The sequence below is a fragment of the Saccharibacillus sacchari DSM 19268 genome (assembly GCF_000585395.1).
GTDB classification, from domain to species: Bacteria; Bacillota; Bacilli; order Paenibacillales; family Paenibacillaceae; genus Saccharibacillus; species Saccharibacillus sacchari.
Genome location: NZ_KK073875.1, coordinates 162,915 through 179,201, shown reverse-complemented (window position 1 = coordinate 179,201; position 16,287 = coordinate 162,915). Strand labels below are relative to the sequence as shown.

Below are 16,287 nucleotides of genomic sequence, written 5' to 3'. Positions count from 1 at the left end.
GCCGGGAGGGTCTGACGTATGGGAACGCTGCTGATTCAAGGGGCTCAACTGGTAACGATGAACGAAGCTCAGGACGTGCTGACGGGGGATTTGCTGATTGAAAACAATGTAATCGCCCGAATCGGAACGGATTTGTCCGAGGTGCAGGCGGACCGGGTGATCGATGCGCGCGGGAAGGTACTGTTACCGGGCTTCATCCAGACCCATGTCCATTTATGCCAAACGTTGTTCCGCGGCAGGGCCGACGACCTGGAGCTGCTCGACTGGCTCCAACAGCGGATATGGCCGCTTGAAGCGGCGCATGACGAGGAGTCGGTCTACTATTCGGCGATGCTGGGCATCGGCGAATTGATCTCCAGCGGAACCACGACGCTGCTCGACATGGAGACCGTGCATCATACGGATTCCGCATTTCGCGCCATGGCGGAGACCGGCATTCGCGCCGTATCCGGCAAGGTAATGATGGATCACGGCAGCGAGGTTCCGAAGGCGCTTCAGGAGGATACGGCACAATCTCTGGAGGAGAGCGTTCGAATTTTGGAGAAATGGAACGGCTACGACGGGAATCGCCTTCAGTATGCGTTTTGCCCGAGATTCGTGGTGTCCTGTACGGAGGATTTGTTGATCGGCGTTCGTGACTTGTCCGAGCATTATCGGGTTCGGGTACATACGCATGCTTCCGAGAATCGCGGCGAAATTGAAGTCGTGGAAAATGAGCGGGGCATGAGGAATATCGTCTACCTCGATCATCTGGGACTCGCGAAGCCGAATTTGATTCTGGCGCATTGCGTCTGGCTGGACGAGCAGGAAAAAGAAATCATCCGCGAGCGCGGCGTCAAGATGACGCATTGTCCGGGTTCGAATCTGAAACTGGCTTCCGGCATCGCTGAAGTGCCGGACATGCTTAGTCGGCATGTTCCGGTAGGGTTGGGAGCGGACGGCGCGCCGTGCAACAATAATCTCGATATGTTCCAGGAGATGCGATTGGCAGCCTTAATCCAAAAACCGATCCACGGGCCGACCGCCATGGATGCCCGAACCGTGCTGCGGATGGCGACAATGGGCGGTGCAGAAGTATTGGGCATGGAAAAGGAGATCGGCAGTTTGGAAGTGGGGAAAAAGGCCGATTTGGTGCTGCTTGATCTGTATGACTTCCACACGTTCCCTTCGAATGAGGTCGATGTTTATTCCCGCATTGTCTACTCGGCTACGCGCGGCAATGTCGATACGGTTATCATTGACGGTAAAGTCGTGATGGAAAATCGGTTAATGCGCACGCTCGATCGCGATATCGTACTGCGCGAAGCGGATCGTTCGATTGCGCGGTTGGTGAAGCGGGTCTGATAAAAGTCCTTTCCGGATCAGGAAAGGGACACAGGTGCTCTCGAAAATAACGTAAGAGCGGGAAACGAGAAGACTCCGAGAGAAATTCGTTCCAGTCGCGTGTTGAAATCGAGAAAATGGATTTAAACTTTGATTGGGTTTTTCTCGATTTCAAAGGCGAACGCTAAGCATATGCTCCCGAAGTGACTTTCTTCGAAAGTCTTCACTTTCACTGAATTTCTCTCTCCGTCTTCTCGTTTCCAGCTACGTCAGGTTTTTTCGGCATCTTAAGTCCTTTTCCTATCGGGGAAAGGGCTTTTTTGTCGCCCTTTTTTTAATATTTGATATAGATGAAAGACATCGGAATTTTTAGCAAGTTGACAGAGAAATCTAAACGTTTTATAGTTTCATTATTGAATAGTTTCATTATCGAACAATTCGATTGGAGAACCAAATTAAGATAGGAGGGAATGCAGTGGACGAACGGGCTCGCAAAAGCGAAGAGCTTCCGCATGAAGATACGAAAAAGCTGATTAATCAGTTCCTCGGTTCGTGGATGGCGATCGAACGGGAGATGGGTTCGGTCGTGCGCAGACAAATGCCGGTAGATTTGACGAACGATCAGTATTATTTGCTTCAGCACATCATGCAGTTCGGGCCGCGAACATCGTCTGAACTGGCCGATACGTTCAAAGTAGTCAAAAGCTCGATTACGGCGATCGTCACGCGATTGGTGGATCGCGGACTGATCGAACGAACGCGCAGCGAGGAAGATCGACGAACCGTGTATTTATCGCTCACGGATCGCGGGCAGCAAATCGCCGAGCAGGTGGAGCGGCGAATTTCGGAATCGGTCGGCAGTTATTTGAGCCATTTTGAAGAAAAAGAAATTTCGATGGTCATGGCGGCATTTGAAAAGCTGGCCGAGCTGGTCATCGAAGATGGAGGCAGAGAGAAAGAATGAGAACCATACTGAAAGCTAGATGGATCGTCTTGGTCATCTGGCTTGTTGCGGCGGTCGGACTATTTGTGACTGCGCCGTCCATGTCGGATTTGGTCCGGGAAAAAGGCGGTATCGCTGTTCCGGAAGGCTATACGTCCACTGAGGCTTCGGCGATTCTGTCGGAATTGGCGGCCCAAGAGGGGGGAGCGGAAGGAACGACGATAGCGCTCGTTTTCCATAATCCCGACGGGTTGACCGCCAAGGAGAAGGAACAGGCCAAGCAAGCGGTGGACGCGATTGAAAAAGACAAAGAAAATCTGCATGTTACCGCGATCTTGAGTCCGTTCGACCAGCCGGAGCTGGAAGATCAGATGATTTCGGAAAACGGACAGACGATTCTCGTCTCGCTTACTGCCGAAGTCGCGGAAGGCGAAGCGGCAGAGGTCCAAAGCGGTCTGGATGCGACGCTGGCTCCGTATGAAGTCGGGCATTATCTGACCGGCCAGTCTTTGATTAACGAAGACACGGTTCGCAGCTCGGAAGAAGGGCTGAAGAAGTCGGAGTATATTACGGTCGTCTTCATTCTGTTGATTCTGGTATTGGTGTTCCGCTCGGTGGTAGCGCCTTTCGTGCCGCTGCTTACAGTGGGACTCAGTTATATCGTCTCGCAGAGCATCGTATCGTTCCTGGTTGACCGATTCGACTTCCCTTTATCGAACTTTACGCAGATCTTCATGGTTGCGGTCATGTTCGGGATCGGAACGGACTATTGTATTCTGTTGATCAGTCGGTTCAAGGAAGAGATGGGACACACGGACAACAAATGGGATGCGATCATCGAAACGTACCGAACAGCCGGACGCACGGTAATCGTATCGGGTATTGCCGTACTGGTAGGTTTTGCGGCTATCGGGTTGTCGCAATTTATGCTTTATCGTTCGGCGGTGGCGGTAGCAGTCGGTATCGCGATCATGCTGCTGGCCATGGTGACCATCGTGCCGTTCTTTATGGCTGTTTTGGGACAAAAAATGTTCTGGCCTTCGCGAAAAGCGATGGGACATAGCGAGAATCGCCTCTGGGGCTGGGCCGGCAAGTTTTCGATCAAACGCCCGTGGGCGGCTATGCTGATCGTGCTTGCCGTATCGCTGCCGTTCCTGCTTACTTCGAGCGGCAAGCTGTCGTTCAACAGTCTTGAGGAGATTCCGGGGAACTACGAATCCGTTCAAGGCTTCAATATTATTGCGGACAGCTTCGGCGCCGGACAGGCGATGCCGGCCAAGATCGTGATCCAAAACGATCAGGCCATGGACAATGCGGAGTACGTGGCAATTGCCGAACGCATCAGTCGCGAGGTTCTGAAAGTTAACGGCGTGGACAGCGTGCGCAGTGCCAGCCGTCCGACAGGCGAAGCGCTGGACGACTTCAGCGTGGCGGATCAAGCCGGCACATTGAAAGACGGCCTCGGAGAAGCCAATGACGGTCTGACCAAAATTCAAGACGGTCTGGCTGACGCCAGCAAGCAAATGAGCGATAACGCGCCGCAGATCGAAGAAGCGGCTTCCGGCGCGGATCAACTCGTCAGCGGAACCGAAGACCTGAAAGCCGGCGTGACGCAGCTCGGAGACGGCCTGACGCAGATCGAGGACGGCATTCGTTCCGGCGCGACGGGCGCGGGCGATCTTCAAGCCGGCCTGGCTCAAATGAAAGCCAGCGCGCAGCAGCTTGCCGACGCGCACGCACAGCTGTTGGCAGGGTATCAGCAGGTCGGCACGGGCTTGACGGCGCTGGACGGCGGCATGTCCCAGATCGGGGATCAGTTGAACGCCGTTTCCGGCGCGCTCGCAAGCGTTCAAGGCAGCTTCGGCAGCTTGGAACAAAAATTCCCGGAACTGCTTCAGGATCAAGATTATCTGACGATTCGCGGAACGGTGACGCAGACCGGTCAAGGCACGGCTGCATTGGCTGGAGCGTTCGGCCAGATTCAAGGACAGGTCTCGCAAGTTGCCGGAGGAGTAGGACAAGCCAACCAAGGTTATGCTCAGGCGCTCGACGGTCAGAATCAGTTGACCGGAGGCTTCGATCAGTTGATTGCGGGCATTGAACAGTTGCAAAGCGGCTTGAATCAAGCGGCAGACGGTCAAGGTCAAATCGTGGGTCAGGTTCCTGAACTGACTGATGGTCTGGACCAACTGCAAGACGGTCAAGAACAGATCGGTCAAGGTTTCCGGGATCTGTCCGGCCAGTTAACGCAATTAACGGACGGGCTTGATCAGAGCGTGGACGGTCTGAAGCAAGTCGGAGACGGTCTGGGATCGGCTCAGGATTACTTGACTCAGCTTCAGGAAAATTCAGACTCGGAGCTTGGCGGTTGGTTCATGCCGCAGGAAGCTCTTGAGAATGAGGACTTCCAACAGGTGTTCGATACCTACATGTCCAAAGACCGCAAAATCATGACGCTTGATGTCGTGTTGTCGGATAACCCGTATAGCGCCGAAGCGTTGGCAAACATGGAAAATATCCGTGCGGCCGTGGATCGCGGGACGAAAGACACGGCGCTGGAACAAGCCGACGTGGCGATCAGCGGCGTAACCAGCACCTTCGCCGATCTGCAAACCGTATCCAATGCGGACTATAACCGAACCGTGTATCTGATGATGGGCGGCATTCTGATCATCTTGATCTTGCTGCTTCGTTCCATTATTATGCCGCTCTACCTGATGCTTTCGCTGTTCGTGACGTATTACGCCGCGATCGGGGTAACGGAAGCGATCTTCGTGCACTTGCTGGGATACTCCGGCATCACCTGGACGACGCCGTTCTTCGGCTTCGTCATGCTGATCGCGCTCGGCGTCGATTACAGCATCTTCCTGATGGATCGCTTCAACGAAAACCGCGATCTCGATCCGAGAGAAGCAATCGTGCAAGCGATGCGCAGCATGGGCACCGTCATCTTGTCGGCTGTCCTGATCCTGAGCGGAACATTCGCTTCGATGATTCCGTCAGGCGTTCTCTCGATGATGCAAATCGCAACCGTCGTTTTGGCGGGACTGGTGATTTATGCGCTGTTCATGCTTCCGTTCTTCGTTCCGGTTATGGTGAAGACTTTCGGCAAAGCCAACTGGTGGCCGTTCTTGAGGGACACCGAAAGAGCGGGCGGCAGCAAGGAGTAGGATTTTGAAAAGTAACTTCGAAGGCGAAGGCGCTGCGGAGTTGCAGGGCCTGCGATCGCTGTTTCAATTGGATTCCCTCTGATTGGATAAAAGCGTTGCGGGAATCCAATTTCAAAGGCGAGCGCTTCGCTTCTTCGGCTCCTGCAACTCCTCCGCTGGGCTCGGCGCATGCAAGTAACATTCTCTTCCCTCAATAACTAGGGAAGAGAAAACATAAAGAAGAAGCGTTTCCCTCTGTATAGGGAAACGCTTCTTCTTTATTATTTTATTATAAAAAAATGTGCAGCGTGAAGCGCCAAGCGGAGGGAGAAATTCAGTGAAGGAACGAAGTGTTCGCCTTTGAACTTGGGAAGTCACCTTAAAAAAATTCAATCCGACTTCCCAAGTTCAACACGCGACCGGAACGAATTTCTCCCGCAGCGCCCGCTCTTCCCGGCGAATCGAAGTTCGCCACATCAAGAGCCGGCGTGCGCTTTGCGCAACGCATGTTTCACAGTGCGCTTCGCGCGCTCAAAATGTACTTCGCCTCATCAAGCGGGTTGATTCCGTTCCGGGTTCTCGACGCTTCCGTGCCTTCGGGCGCTTCCCGATATCCCTCAAAAGAAGCGGTCATTACGCCTTTCCCGGCGCTGAACGAGCGCAGCGCGGCCGAATAGTCCATGGAAGTCGAAGCGGGGACGGTGCCCTCGACGATAAAGCGTTCGCCTTCTATTGAAGGGGAGGTGAATTCGGCTCTCATGCGAGAGAGATCGCTGAGTACGCGGCCCGCGTGTTCTTCGGGAACGGAGATTCGAAAGCGCAAGATCGGTTCGAGCAGCTTGGTACCGCCTGAAGCCAAGCCGTTCATGATGCCCATCGGCGTGGCGATCACGAAGTCGAGCGGGTGGGTATGCCAGACATGGTGTTGGCCGTAGGTCAGGGTGACGATCAGGTCGGTGACTTCCCAACCGTGCAGCCCTTGCTTTAAAGCTTCGGGCACGCGGCGCTCCACTTCGTTTTGATAAGCAGGCAAGATATCGTCGGCGCGCGCTTGCGAGCGGTAGACCAAGCCGCTGCCGCGTTCGCCGGGTTCGATCGTGAAATGCAGAATCGCCCAGCAGGGCTTCGGCATAAGATAGGCAACGCGCCCTTCGCAGGCTTTTGCCGGAGTCTCTTTATAAATGACCGCCGGAGGGCCGAAGCCGACGTTCAGGTCAAAGCGGGATTTCAGCATGCTGGATAAGACTTCGAGCTGAATCGCGCCCATCATGCGGACATGCAGTTCGCGCAGTTCCGGCAGCCAGGCGAGATCGAGCAGGGGATCTTCGTCGGTCAGTTCCCGAAGGGCTTCGGCTGTGCGTGCATAATCGGCCTCGCTATCCGGCAGCACGCGTGCGGTCAGCAGCGGAACAGCCATTTCCGGTGTTTTCGGCACAAGCACGGGATCGCCGATGATATCTCCGATCGCAGCATCCGGCAGGCCGTAGACGGCCGCGATATCGCCTTCCCCGATCTCGCCCGCATCGATGCGTTTGAGGCCGTCCAGCACTCGAATTTGCGTGATTTTATGCTCTTCTTCATGACCGTTCAGCCGGACGATGTCGCGGTTGCGCAGATTGCCTCCGTACAGACGCACCCAAGCCGCGCGGCCCATGGAACGTTCGCGTTCGATTTTGAACACGATGCCTGCCAGCTCCGTCTTGGGCGGCGGTGCAGGCAAAAAGGCCAGCATCGCGTCCAGCAGCTCCGTGATGCCGATTCCTTTTTGCGAGCAGCCGCAGCAGACCGGGAAGATTTGAGCGGCAGCGGAATGCTTGACGAGCAGCAGCGTCAGCTCGTCTTCGTCCGGAATATCGCCTTCGATATAACGAAGCATCAGCTCGTCGTCGAACTCGGCGATGATTTCGGTCGCCGCGCCGCGAAACTGTTCTTTTTCCTTATTTTCAAAAGCGTCGTACGGCTCCTTCGCCGGGCGACCGTCCGATCCGGCATCCGTTTTCCACAACTCCCGAATCGCGTAAAAGGACTCGTCCTCTGCATGCAGCGGCATCTGCATGGGCAGGGCGGAAGGAGACAACAGACGACGAATATCATTCAGGGTACGTTCGAACGAGGCCCCGATCCGGTCGAGTTTGTTGATATAGATTACGGTCGGAATGCGCATCAATTTCAACGCCTGCCACAGCACTTCGGTCTGCGCCTGAACGCCTTCGGCGGCGGAGACGATCAATACCGCTCCGTCCATCACGCCGAGCGAACGTTCGACCTCGGCCAGAAAGTCGGCGTGTCCCGGCGTATCGACCAGATTTATCTTATGACCTTTCCAATTCAAAGAAGCGGAAGCGGCTTTCACCGAAATGCCCCGTTCGCGTTCCACGTCCAACGAATCGGTGGATGTAGTGCCTTCATCGACGCTTCCGAGAGATCGGATACTTCCGCTGAGGTATAGCATGTATTCGGTTGTCGTTGTTTTTCCGGCATCGATATGAGCAAAAACGCCGATATTTCGAGCAGTTGGATCTATATTCAAAAGGCTCGACCTCGATTCCGTGCAGAATAATTTCAACGCTTTATTGTATCACGATAACGCTTTCTTTTGGAATTGCCGTTTCGTTCCTAAAATTCGCGCTTATGCAGATGAATATAAAAAGCGCCGTTTCTTCCCGATCGGATTGCTCGATCCGGAAGAAACGGCGCTTGAATATGTTCGCTTGCGGAACATGGGGGATTCGGGTCATCGATTAATTTCGTCCGTTCTGGTAAACGGCCGCGGCAATGTAAGCAATCTGACTGATCACGAACAGGGCCATCATGACGAAGAACGACAATCCGATTCCTTCGAACAGCGTGACAAGCACCCAGCTCAACATAATTGCAGGAATGAGCAGATTCCAAGAAAATGCTTTGGCGCGCGCCGTAATCGTTTCCGCGCGCTCATCCAGACCGCGATTTTTACGCTGCATGTAGCGACCGAAGCCCCAACCCAGCATCCCCAGCAGCAATCCTCCGAATAGTCCGATCATTCCTCCGAGATTCATGGGTACCGCCATTTGCATCATCAGTTCATTCAATATTCTCATCTCCTTCAAAAATGAATAATTCCTCGATCGAGCAGTTAAAGATTTGCGAAAGCTTATGGGCCAAAATCAACGACGGTTTATACTTTCCTTTTTCCAGCGAAATGATCGTTTGTCTGGAGACATTCAGTCGTTCCGACAATTCTTCCTGCGTCATGTCGCTCTCGGTACGTTTCTCGCGGATTCGCGTTTGCACGTCGCACCTCCTTTTTTCTTGTAAAGCTGACTTTACGTAAAGTATACTTCACAATTTTTAATTTGTAAAGGGGGCTTTACGTAAAATAAACTTTACTTTTTTCGAACCATCCAAAATCGAATTTCAGGGCTCGATTGCTCAACCTGTCGCTTTCTGGGTAAATGGGGGGAGAAAGGGCTTGCTCGCCGACGTGGCAGCCATCGTACAACCACTACTAGCAGGGAGGAATGAATATGGGAACAGGAACGGAAGCTAACGTGAACCGGGAATTTTGGAAAGAAGCGGTCGTGTACCAGATCTATCCGCGCAGCTTCATGGACAGCGACGGAGACGGCGTGGGTGATCTGCGGGGCATTATTTTGAAGCTGGATTATTTGAAAGAACTCGGCGTGGACGTCATTTGGCTGTCGCCCGTGTACAAATCTCCCAACGACGATAACGGCTACGATATCAGCGACTACGAGGACATCATGGACGAATTCGGGACGATGTCGGATTGGGAAGAGCTGTTGAAAGGCCTGCACGAACGCGGAATCAAGCTGATGATGGATTTGGTCGTCAACCATACCTCGGACGAGCATCCCTGGTTTATCGAATCGAAAAATAATCCGGACGGCGAGTACGGCGACTATTACGTCTGGCGCGACGCGGCTCCGGATGGAGGCCTGCCGAACAATTGGGAATCGTTCTTCAGCGGTCCGGTATGGGAATACAGCGAGGAGCGCGGCCAATACTATCTGCATTTGTTTTCGAAAAAGCAGCCGGACCTGAATTGGGAAAATGAAAAAGTACGGCATGCCGTCTACAAAATGATGAAGTTCTGGCTCGACAAAGGCGTGGACGGATTCCGCATGGACGTCATTAATCTGATCTCCAAAGTGGACGGACTGCCTTCGAACGGAACGGCCCCGATCGCGGACGGCAGCATGTATTACGTCGACGGGCCGCGCATCCACGAGTTTTTACAGGAAATGAATGCCGAAGTGCTATCGAAGTACGACATCATCACGGTCGGCGAGATGCCGGGCGTTACGGTGGAAGAAGCGAAAAAGTACACGGCCGAAGAACGCAAGGAACTTCAGATGATTTTCCAATTCGAGCATATGCGTCTGGACGGCGGGCCGGGCGGGAAATGGGATATCGTGCCGTGGAAGCTGCCCCAACTCAAAGCCGTCATGCACAAATGGCAGATCGGCTTGGCGGAAAAAGGCTGGAACAGCTTGTACCTCAACAACCACGATCAGCCGCGCATGGTGTCAAGATTCGGTAATGACGGCGAGTATCGCGTTCAGTCGGCCAAGCTGCTCGCGACGCTGCTGCATACGCTGAAAGGCACGCCGTACGTGTATCAGGGCGAAGAGCTGGGCATGACCAACGTGAAGTTCCCGATGATCGACGAGTACAAAGACATCGAAAGCCTCAACATGTACAACGAACGGGTCACGCACGGCGGAGCCGATCCGGGGACGGTTATGGCGGCGATCCAGACGAGGGGACGCGATAACGCCCGGACTCCTGTACAGTGGGACGATAGCGAGCATGCCGGATTTACGACAGGCAAGCCGTGGATCGGAGTGAACCCGAATTACAAAACGATTAATGCCGCGCGGCAGCTGGGAGATCCCGAGTCGGTGTTCCATTACTATAAAGAGCTGATCGCGCTGCGGAAAAAGCATCCCATCTTGACTTACGGCGATTACGAACTGCTGCTGCCGGATCATGAAACAATCTATGCGTATACGCGTACATTGGGCGATGAAACCTGGCTGACCGTGCTGAATTTCTCGACAGAGCCGAGCGTGTTCGAATGGCCGGGTAACCTTGGAAGCCGAGAAGCGACGCTTGTGATCGGAAATTACGGCGAAAGCGATGCGGATCGGAATGAATGGCGTCCTTACGAAGCGAGGGTCTACAAGCTGAATTGACAAGATTTTCTCTTTAAGCGTAACTTTTGCTTCGAACGAATCGTTCATGCTTTGGAGGCGAAGGTCACGCATGATTTCGAACATCGCGGAAAACCGCGCAAAACGGGTGACCAGTACCCGATTAGACAAAGAAACGGTGGGGTTGGAAGATGGACGGAAGACGTGGCAATGACGGAAACGAAGGAAGCCGAAACAGTGCCGGACAAAAAGAAGGCGGGTTGTTCGGGCGCGATGAATCGCAAAACCGAAATTCGCAGCCGGGCGCGCAAAGTGCTTACGGTCAGGGATCTTATTACGAGGAGTCGAACGAAGAGGATCTTTACGGTCGCCAGCCGGATGATTCGTATGACGGTTCGCGGCAAGAACAACGCGGCGGCCAGCCGGAAGAAGATCGGTCGCTAGGCGGGTTGTCGCCTTGGCTGCGCGTATGGATTCATCCGAGACAGGTGACGCGCGATTTCATGCGGTCGTCCGACCCTCTCCGCGGCGCTCTGCTGCTGGCTTTGATCGCCGGCGTGTTCAATGCTTTGAATACGGCGTCTACCCGGAATTCGGGCGATACGATGACGGCCAGCGGTTTAGCCGTCTCGGTATTGTTGGGCGGCGTGATCGGCGGCTTGGCGACTTACTATATCGGGGCTTGGTTGATGAAACTGGTGGGCGGCTGGCTCGGCGGAGTAGGGTCGACGCAGGACATGCGGATCGTAAGCGGCCGGATCAGCGGTATGCTGGCCATTATGGTGGGGCTGTTTTGGATTCCCGAACTGCTGATCGCCGGCATGGAAAACTTTACGTATTCAACGCCGAATCTGGATGCAAGCATGCTGCGTACCTTGCTCTATCTACTATTCGTCCTGCTGGAATCCGGATTCGGCATTTGGTCGTTCGTAGCGGTGTTGCACGCTGCGGGAGAAGCCCATCGTTTTTCCGCATGGAAAGCATTGCTGATGTTCGTGATTTTGGGCGTCTGCGTGTTCTTCTTGGCCTTCATTGTCATCTTGGTCGTCGCTTTAATGTTCGGCGCGGCATTCGGCGCGTTCGGGCTTTGAACCGGATAACCTGGAACGCATATTCAGGCGATGAAGAAAGGAGAACGTAATCATGGAAGAAAAAAGCGCGAAGCCGGATTATCCGAACGCGCGCGACGGGCGTTCGCCCTGGTTGGAATTATGGCTGCACCCTAGGCAGGTGACGAGGTGGTTTTTGAACTCGGATGATCCTTGGAAAAACGCGCTGCTGCTGGCCGTTCTCTCCGGTGCGTTAGGCGGCTTAAGTACCGCTTCGGGTGACAATTGGGGAGACGATCTGTCAATGCCGGGTTTAATCATCAGGGCGCTGGTGGTCGGATCGATCGGGGGACTGCTCGGTTATTATTTGGGAGCCTAATTTTTAAAATGGGTAGGCGGCTGGTTCGGCGGAGAAGGAACGGCGGACGACATGCGAGTCGTGATCGGTCAGATTTCCGGTCGGGCAAACTTAATGATCGGGGCTTTATTGATTCCGAAGCTGTTGATTGCCTGCTCGGAGTTGTTCGCTTCGGATACACCTAATTTGGACGCCAATTCGCTGTTTTCGTTCGTGTTCTCGGCAATCACGGTGATCGAGTTTGCATTAGGAATGTGGTTATTCATCGTTTCGTTGCATGCGATCGGGGAAGCCCATGGATTTTCGGCCTGGAAGTCTTTCGCCGTGGAGTTTATCTTGGGCTTAATCTTGTTTGTTGTGTTAATTATCGTTATTGCGATCGTTTTCTCGGTTTCCGGACCTCCGCTTTGGTGGCTCTACGAGAATCGATAATGTAAAAAAAACAGCCCGCGTGCCTATTATAGGTACGCGGGCTGTGTCGATTTCAATACATATTGTTTATTCTATTTCATGGCTTACTTCGCGGGACTTAAAATCTGCACGTCGCGTCCCGCAATCTCGGTCGATCCCTTTAAGGAGTCGCCGCTGAGCAGATTGACGTAATTGCCGCCCAGTTCATAAGTCGACGCTTCGGCGTTGTGGTTCATGACGAACAAAAATTCTTCGCCGTCTTTTACGCGTTTGGTCACTTCGACTCCCTGCGGCGTGTTCAGCAGCGGTTGGATGCCTTTATCTTCGCACAACTGCTCCAGCAGGCCGTTCAAGAAAGATTGTTCCGGATCGGAAGCGACATAGTAGGCTTGGCCTTTGCCGAACGAATTGCGAGTCAACACCGGCATGCCTTTGTAGAAATCGTCACCGTATTCGGCCAGCGTTTCGGCGCCTTCCGTATGCAACAGATCGCACAGCATGCCGCATTCGTATTCGCCTTTAAGATTGCCGATTTCGCCGTTTAGCACGATCTTGTTGCGCATATCCGGGAACAGGGCGTCGATTTCTTCCACCCAGATGCCCAGCAGCTTGCGCAGCTCGCCCGGATACCCGCCCGTTTTAACCAGGTCGGATTCGTCCACGATTCCGCTGAAGAACGTGGTCAGGAACGTGCCGCCGTCTTGAACGAAACTTTCCAGCTTATCTGTAAGTCCCGGCTTCACCATGTAAAGGACAGGCGCCACGATGATATCGTAGTTGGAGAAGTCGGAATCGACGCTGACGATATCCGCTTGAACGTTGCGGTCATAGAACGATTTGTAGTATTTGTGGATCTGGTCTACATAGTTCAGTGCAACGGTCGGCCCGCTGGATTTTTCGACGGCCCACCAATTTTCCCAATCGAACAGGATACCCACGCGCGAAGGAAGACGAGAGTCGAGCAGACGCTCGCCCAGTTCGCCAAGCTCGCGGCCGAGCTCCGATACTTCGCGGAAAACGCGGGTGTTTTCGTGGCCGACGTGTTCGATCACGGCACCGTGGTATTTCTCGCAAGCACCGACGGAACGGCGAAGCTGGAAGAACATGACCGTATCCGCGCCGTGCGCGACTGCCTGGTAGCTCCACAAGCGCATAACGCCCGGACGCTTCAGTGAGTTGTACGGCTGCCAGTTTTGTTGGCTCGGCGTCTGCTCCATCAGCATGAACGGATCGCCGTCTTTGAGGCCGCGCATCAGATCATGGGCCATAGCGGTATAACTGACCGGCGTTTGCAGGCCCGGATAATTGTCCCACGATACGATATCCATTTCCTTCGCCCATTTGAAGTAATCCAATTGTTTGAAGAAGCCCATCAGATTGGTCGTAACGACCGAATCCGGGACATGCTTTTTGATCTCGGCGTGCTCCAGTTTGTAGCATTCCAGCATGCTGTCGGAATTGAAACGGGAGTAGTCGAGCGAGATGCCCTGAAACGTCGAATTATTGTCGCCCCAATGCTCGCTTAAATTGTTCGGCACGACGATTTCATCCCAATCATAGAACGTGTGGCCCCAGAAGTTCGTGTTCCAAGCCCGGTTCAATTGCTCGATCGTGACGTAACGTTCGCGCAGCCAGACACGGAAAGCCTTTTCGCAGTTTTCGCAATAACAGTCGCCGCCGTATTCATTGGATACGTGCCAGACCAATACCGCCGGATGGTCTTTGTAACGCTCGGCCAATTTCCCTGCAATCGCTTTCGAAAACTTGCGGTAAGTGGGGCTGTTCGGGCAAGAGTTGTGACGGCCTCCGAATTTGCGTTTGCGTCCGTCCGCATCGGTGCGCAGAATATCCGGGTAACGTTTAGCCATCCATGCGGGGTGAGCTGCCGTGCTGGTCGCGAGGCAGACGTAAGTACCGTTTGCGTGCAAGCTGTCGATCAGTTCGTCCAACCATTCGAAATTGTAGGTGGTCTCATTCGGTTGATTCAAAGCCCAAGCAAATACGTTTACCGTAGCAATGTCGATGCCGGCCAGTTTGAACATGCGAAGGTCTTCTTGGTGCGTCTCCTGATCCCACTGTTCCGGATTGTAGTCGCCGCCGTAAAAGATTTTGGGAAGTTTGTTGCTAATCATTAAAAATCACCTCAACATATAAGAATAAGTCTATATTAATCTAACCTTTAATATTATAAAATATAATAAAAAGGGATTAGTGTATAAGAAAAAAGAAATATTCGATTCTGAAGGGGATACGGCGATGCATAGCGCGCACAGACGATATTTTACGGAGTTCAAAGACCAACCGTTGCCCCTGTACATGGAGAGCGTCGGCTACAATCCGGATCAAGAGGCATTTGTTCGGCCGAACGGTTACAACTGTTATCACTGGCTGCAAACGGTAGGCGGCAAAGGCGAATTTACGATGGGCGGAGCGAAGTACGTGATGGAAGGCGGATCGGGCATTCTGCTGCTTCCGGGCGAAGCGCACGAGTACCGACCGTTGGAGGGGAAATGGCAGACGTACTATATGACATTCGGCGGAGCGCAGGCGGGAGGCATTCTCGGGACATTGGGTTTGCCCGTCTCTTCGTATTATGGTTGGGACGAAGCGGCCGAACTAGGAGGCTTTGTGCCCGGGCTGCTGAATCGAATGAGCAATGAACGCGACATTTCGGGTCTTAGCGTCTCCGTGGAGGTTTATCGATTTTTGACTTTGCTAAAAAAAGACGGCCGGGTCAATCGCCTTCCTTCGCTCTCGAATTCCGTCCGTCGTTTAACGCCCGTGCTGGAATTTCTGGATCGCTATTACGCGGACGCGGACATTGGACTCGAAGACATGGCGCATCGGGCCGATATCACGCCGCGCCATCTCAATACGTTGTTCAAGCAGGCCTTCGGCATGACCGCTTATGCGTACCTGATTCTGCTGCGTCTGCGCAAAGCGAAGGAAATGATGACGCTGCATCCGCGCATGACGGTCAAAGAAGTATCGGGTCTGGTCGGCTTTCGCGATGCCAGCCACTTTGTCGCTACATTCCGTAAACAGGAAGGCGTAACACCTGAACAGTTTCGACTGCTGCATTGAGTGCTGTAGCGGAAAATTCTTCAATAAAACATACAAAGCAACAGGAATAGACAGAGTGAACCGCGAATTCCTGTTTCATTACACGCGAAGTTCGCGAATCAGGAGATGAACTTTTTGATGAAATTGAATACCCATGACAAACTGCTGCTGATCGGAGATTCGGTCACTGATGCAGGACGCGCTTATCCAGTTGGTTACGGAAACGGCCTCGGAAACGGTTACGCCGCATTAGTGGACGCGCTGCTGCGTACCGGTTACCCGGAATTGAACACGCTTGTGCTAAATACGGGCGTTGGGGGTAATACCGTACGTGACTTGAAAAGCCGTTGGCAAACGGACGTACTTGATCTGAAGCCGGATTGGCTGTCGATCATGATCGGAATCAACGACGTCTGGCGGCAGTTCGATACGCCGGAAGCGGTGCATTCTTTCATTACGCTGGAAGAGTACGAGGCGACGCTGCGGGAACTGCTCGATGCCGTGCAACCCGGACTCAAAGGCTTGATCCTGATGACGCCGTACTACATGACCGGGCAGGAAGATCCCATGCGTTCAATGATGGATCGGTACGGGGCCGTGATCAAGCGTCTGGCCGGCGATTACGGCGCGGAGTTGGTCGATACCCAAGCCGCATTTGATCGGATGGGACATCATGTGATCCAATCTTCGTTGTCGAACGGGTGGGATCATGTGCATCCGAACACGGCGGGCAGCATGGTATTGGCGCGCGCGCTGCTGCATGCGCTGGATTTTGAATGGGAACGAAAATAACGACGTCGAACGCAAACCAAATTTCCGGCAAGGAAGGGGCATT

Annotated in this window: 13 protein-coding genes; 9 read left to right on the top strand and 4 right to left on the bottom strand. The window is 53.5% G+C overall.

Annotated elements, in window-relative coordinates:
- Positions 1-18 precede the first annotated feature (18 nt).
- The 3 genes from SACSAC_RS00795 to SACSAC_RS00785 all read left to right on the top strand — a co-directional run bounded on the left by SACSAC_RS00795 (position 19) and on the right by SACSAC_RS00785 (position 5,436).
- Positions 19-1,344 (top strand): 5'-deoxyadenosine deaminase, encoded by a 1,326-nt coding sequence (locus SACSAC_RS00795; RefSeq protein WP_037282500.1) that lies wholly within the window; start codon positions 19-21, stop codon positions 1,342-1,344.
- Positions 1,345-1,798: 454 nt separating this feature from the next.
- Positions 1,799-2,287: a MarR family winged helix-turn-helix transcriptional regulator gene (locus SACSAC_RS00790; protein WP_084777849.1), complete on the top strand. Its 489-nt coding sequence runs from the start codon at positions 1,799-1,801 to the stop codon at positions 2,285-2,287.
- Positions 2,284-5,436 (top strand): MMPL family transporter, encoded by a 3,153-nt coding sequence (locus SACSAC_RS00785; protein WP_037282499.1) that lies wholly within the window; start codon positions 2,284-2,286, stop codon positions 5,434-5,436. Before SACSAC_RS00790 ends, SACSAC_RS00785 begins: the two co-directional genes overlap by 4 nt.
- Before the next feature lie 490 nt (positions 5,437-5,926).
- On the opposite strand, the gene SACSAC_RS00780 is transcribed toward SACSAC_RS00785, so the two are convergent.
- The 3 genes from SACSAC_RS00780 to SACSAC_RS00770 all read right to left on the bottom strand — a co-directional run bounded on the left by SACSAC_RS00780 (position 5,927) and on the right by SACSAC_RS00770 (position 8,688).
- A complete protein-coding gene (locus SACSAC_RS00780; RefSeq protein WP_037282496.1) occupies positions 5,927-7,945 on the bottom strand; it encodes a GTP-binding protein in 2,019 nt (672 codons plus the stop codon).
- A 211-nt stretch (positions 7,946-8,156) separates the two neighbouring features.
- On the bottom strand, positions 8,157-8,486 hold the full coding sequence (locus SACSAC_RS00775; RefSeq protein WP_051506756.1) for a hypothetical protein: 330 nt from the start codon (positions 8,484-8,486) through the stop codon (positions 8,157-8,159).
- Positions 8,479-8,688: a helix-turn-helix transcriptional regulator gene (locus SACSAC_RS00770; protein ID WP_037282494.1), complete on the bottom strand. Its 210-nt coding sequence runs from the start codon at positions 8,686-8,688 to the stop codon at positions 8,479-8,481. The genes SACSAC_RS00775 and SACSAC_RS00770 overlap by 8 nt, the downstream gene beginning before the upstream one ends.
- A 257-nt stretch (positions 8,689-8,945) precedes the next feature.
- Between SACSAC_RS00770 and SACSAC_RS00765 the strand changes: the two genes are divergently transcribed.
- The 4 genes from SACSAC_RS00765 to SACSAC_RS00750 all read left to right on the top strand — a co-directional run bounded on the left by SACSAC_RS00765 (position 8,946) and on the right by SACSAC_RS00750 (position 12,410).
- The gene (locus SACSAC_RS00765; protein WP_037291688.1) at positions 8,946-10,613 is read left to right on the top strand and encodes a glycoside hydrolase family 13 protein; all 1,668 of its coding nucleotides are present in this window, start codon (positions 8,946-8,948) and stop codon (positions 10,611-10,613) included.
- Positions 10,614-10,762: 149 nt separating this feature from the next.
- Positions 10,763-11,662, top strand: coding sequence for a Yip1 family protein (locus SACSAC_RS00760; RefSeq protein ID WP_037282492.1), 900 nt, complete (start codon positions 10,763-10,765; stop codon positions 11,660-11,662).
- Positions 11,663-11,714: 52 nt separating this feature from the next.
- Complete coding sequence (locus tag SACSAC_RS00755) at positions 11,715-11,999, top strand: hypothetical protein (RefSeq protein WP_037282490.1); 285 nt, start codon at positions 11,715-11,717, stop codon at positions 11,997-11,999.
- 51 nt (positions 12,000-12,050) lie between these two features.
- Positions 12,051-12,410, top strand: a complete 360-nt coding sequence (locus tag SACSAC_RS00750; RefSeq protein ID WP_037282488.1) for a hypothetical protein — start codon at positions 12,051-12,053, stop codon at positions 12,408-12,410.
- Positions 12,411-12,493: 83 nt separating this feature from the next.
- On the opposite strand, the gene SACSAC_RS00745 is transcribed toward SACSAC_RS00750, so the two are convergent.
- Positions 12,494-14,521 (bottom strand): beta-galactosidase, encoded by a 2,028-nt coding sequence (locus tag SACSAC_RS00745; RefSeq protein WP_037282486.1) that lies wholly within the window; start codon positions 14,519-14,521, stop codon positions 12,494-12,496.
- 124 nt (positions 14,522-14,645) lie between these two features.
- Here SACSAC_RS00745 and SACSAC_RS00740 point away from each other — a divergent pair, with 124 nt between their 5' ends.
- Both SACSAC_RS00740 and SACSAC_RS00735 read left to right on the top strand, forming a co-directional pair.
- Positions 14,646-15,473, top strand: coding sequence for an AraC family transcriptional regulator (locus tag SACSAC_RS00740; RefSeq protein WP_037282484.1), 828 nt, complete (start codon positions 14,646-14,648; stop codon positions 15,471-15,473).
- 117 nt (positions 15,474-15,590) lie between these two features.
- Positions 15,591-16,244, top strand: coding sequence for an SGNH/GDSL hydrolase family protein (locus SACSAC_RS00735; protein ID WP_037282482.1), 654 nt, complete (start codon positions 15,591-15,593; stop codon positions 16,242-16,244).
- Positions 16,245-16,287: the final 43 nt, after the last annotated feature.

Coding starts and splice junctions, on each gene's coding strand:
- SACSAC_RS00795 (WP_037282500.1), top strand. CDS start 19: ATGGGAACGCTGCTGATTCAAGGGGCTCAACTGGTAACGATGAACGAA.
- SACSAC_RS00785 (WP_037282499.1), top strand. CDS start 2,284: ATGAGAACCATACTGAAAGCTAGATGGATCGTCTTGGTCATCTGGCTT.
- SACSAC_RS00760 (WP_037282492.1), top strand. CDS start 10,763: ATGGACGGAAGACGTGGCAATGACGGAAACGAAGGAAGCCGAAACAGT.
- SACSAC_RS00755 (WP_037282490.1), top strand. CDS start 11,715: ATGGAAGAAAAAAGCGCGAAGCCGGATTATCCGAACGCGCGCGACGGG.
- SACSAC_RS00750 (WP_037282488.1), top strand. CDS start 12,051: ATGCGAGTCGTGATCGGTCAGATTTCCGGTCGGGCAAACTTAATGATC.
- SACSAC_RS00745 (WP_037282486.1), bottom strand. CDS start 14,521: ATGATTAGCAACAAACTTCCCAAAATCTTTTACGGCGGCGACTACAAT.
- SACSAC_RS00740 (WP_037282484.1), top strand. CDS start 14,646: ATGCATAGCGCGCACAGACGATATTTTACGGAGTTCAAAGACCAACCG.
- SACSAC_RS00735 (WP_037282482.1), top strand. CDS start 15,591: ATGAAATTGAATACCCATGACAAACTGCTGCTGATCGGAGATTCGGTC.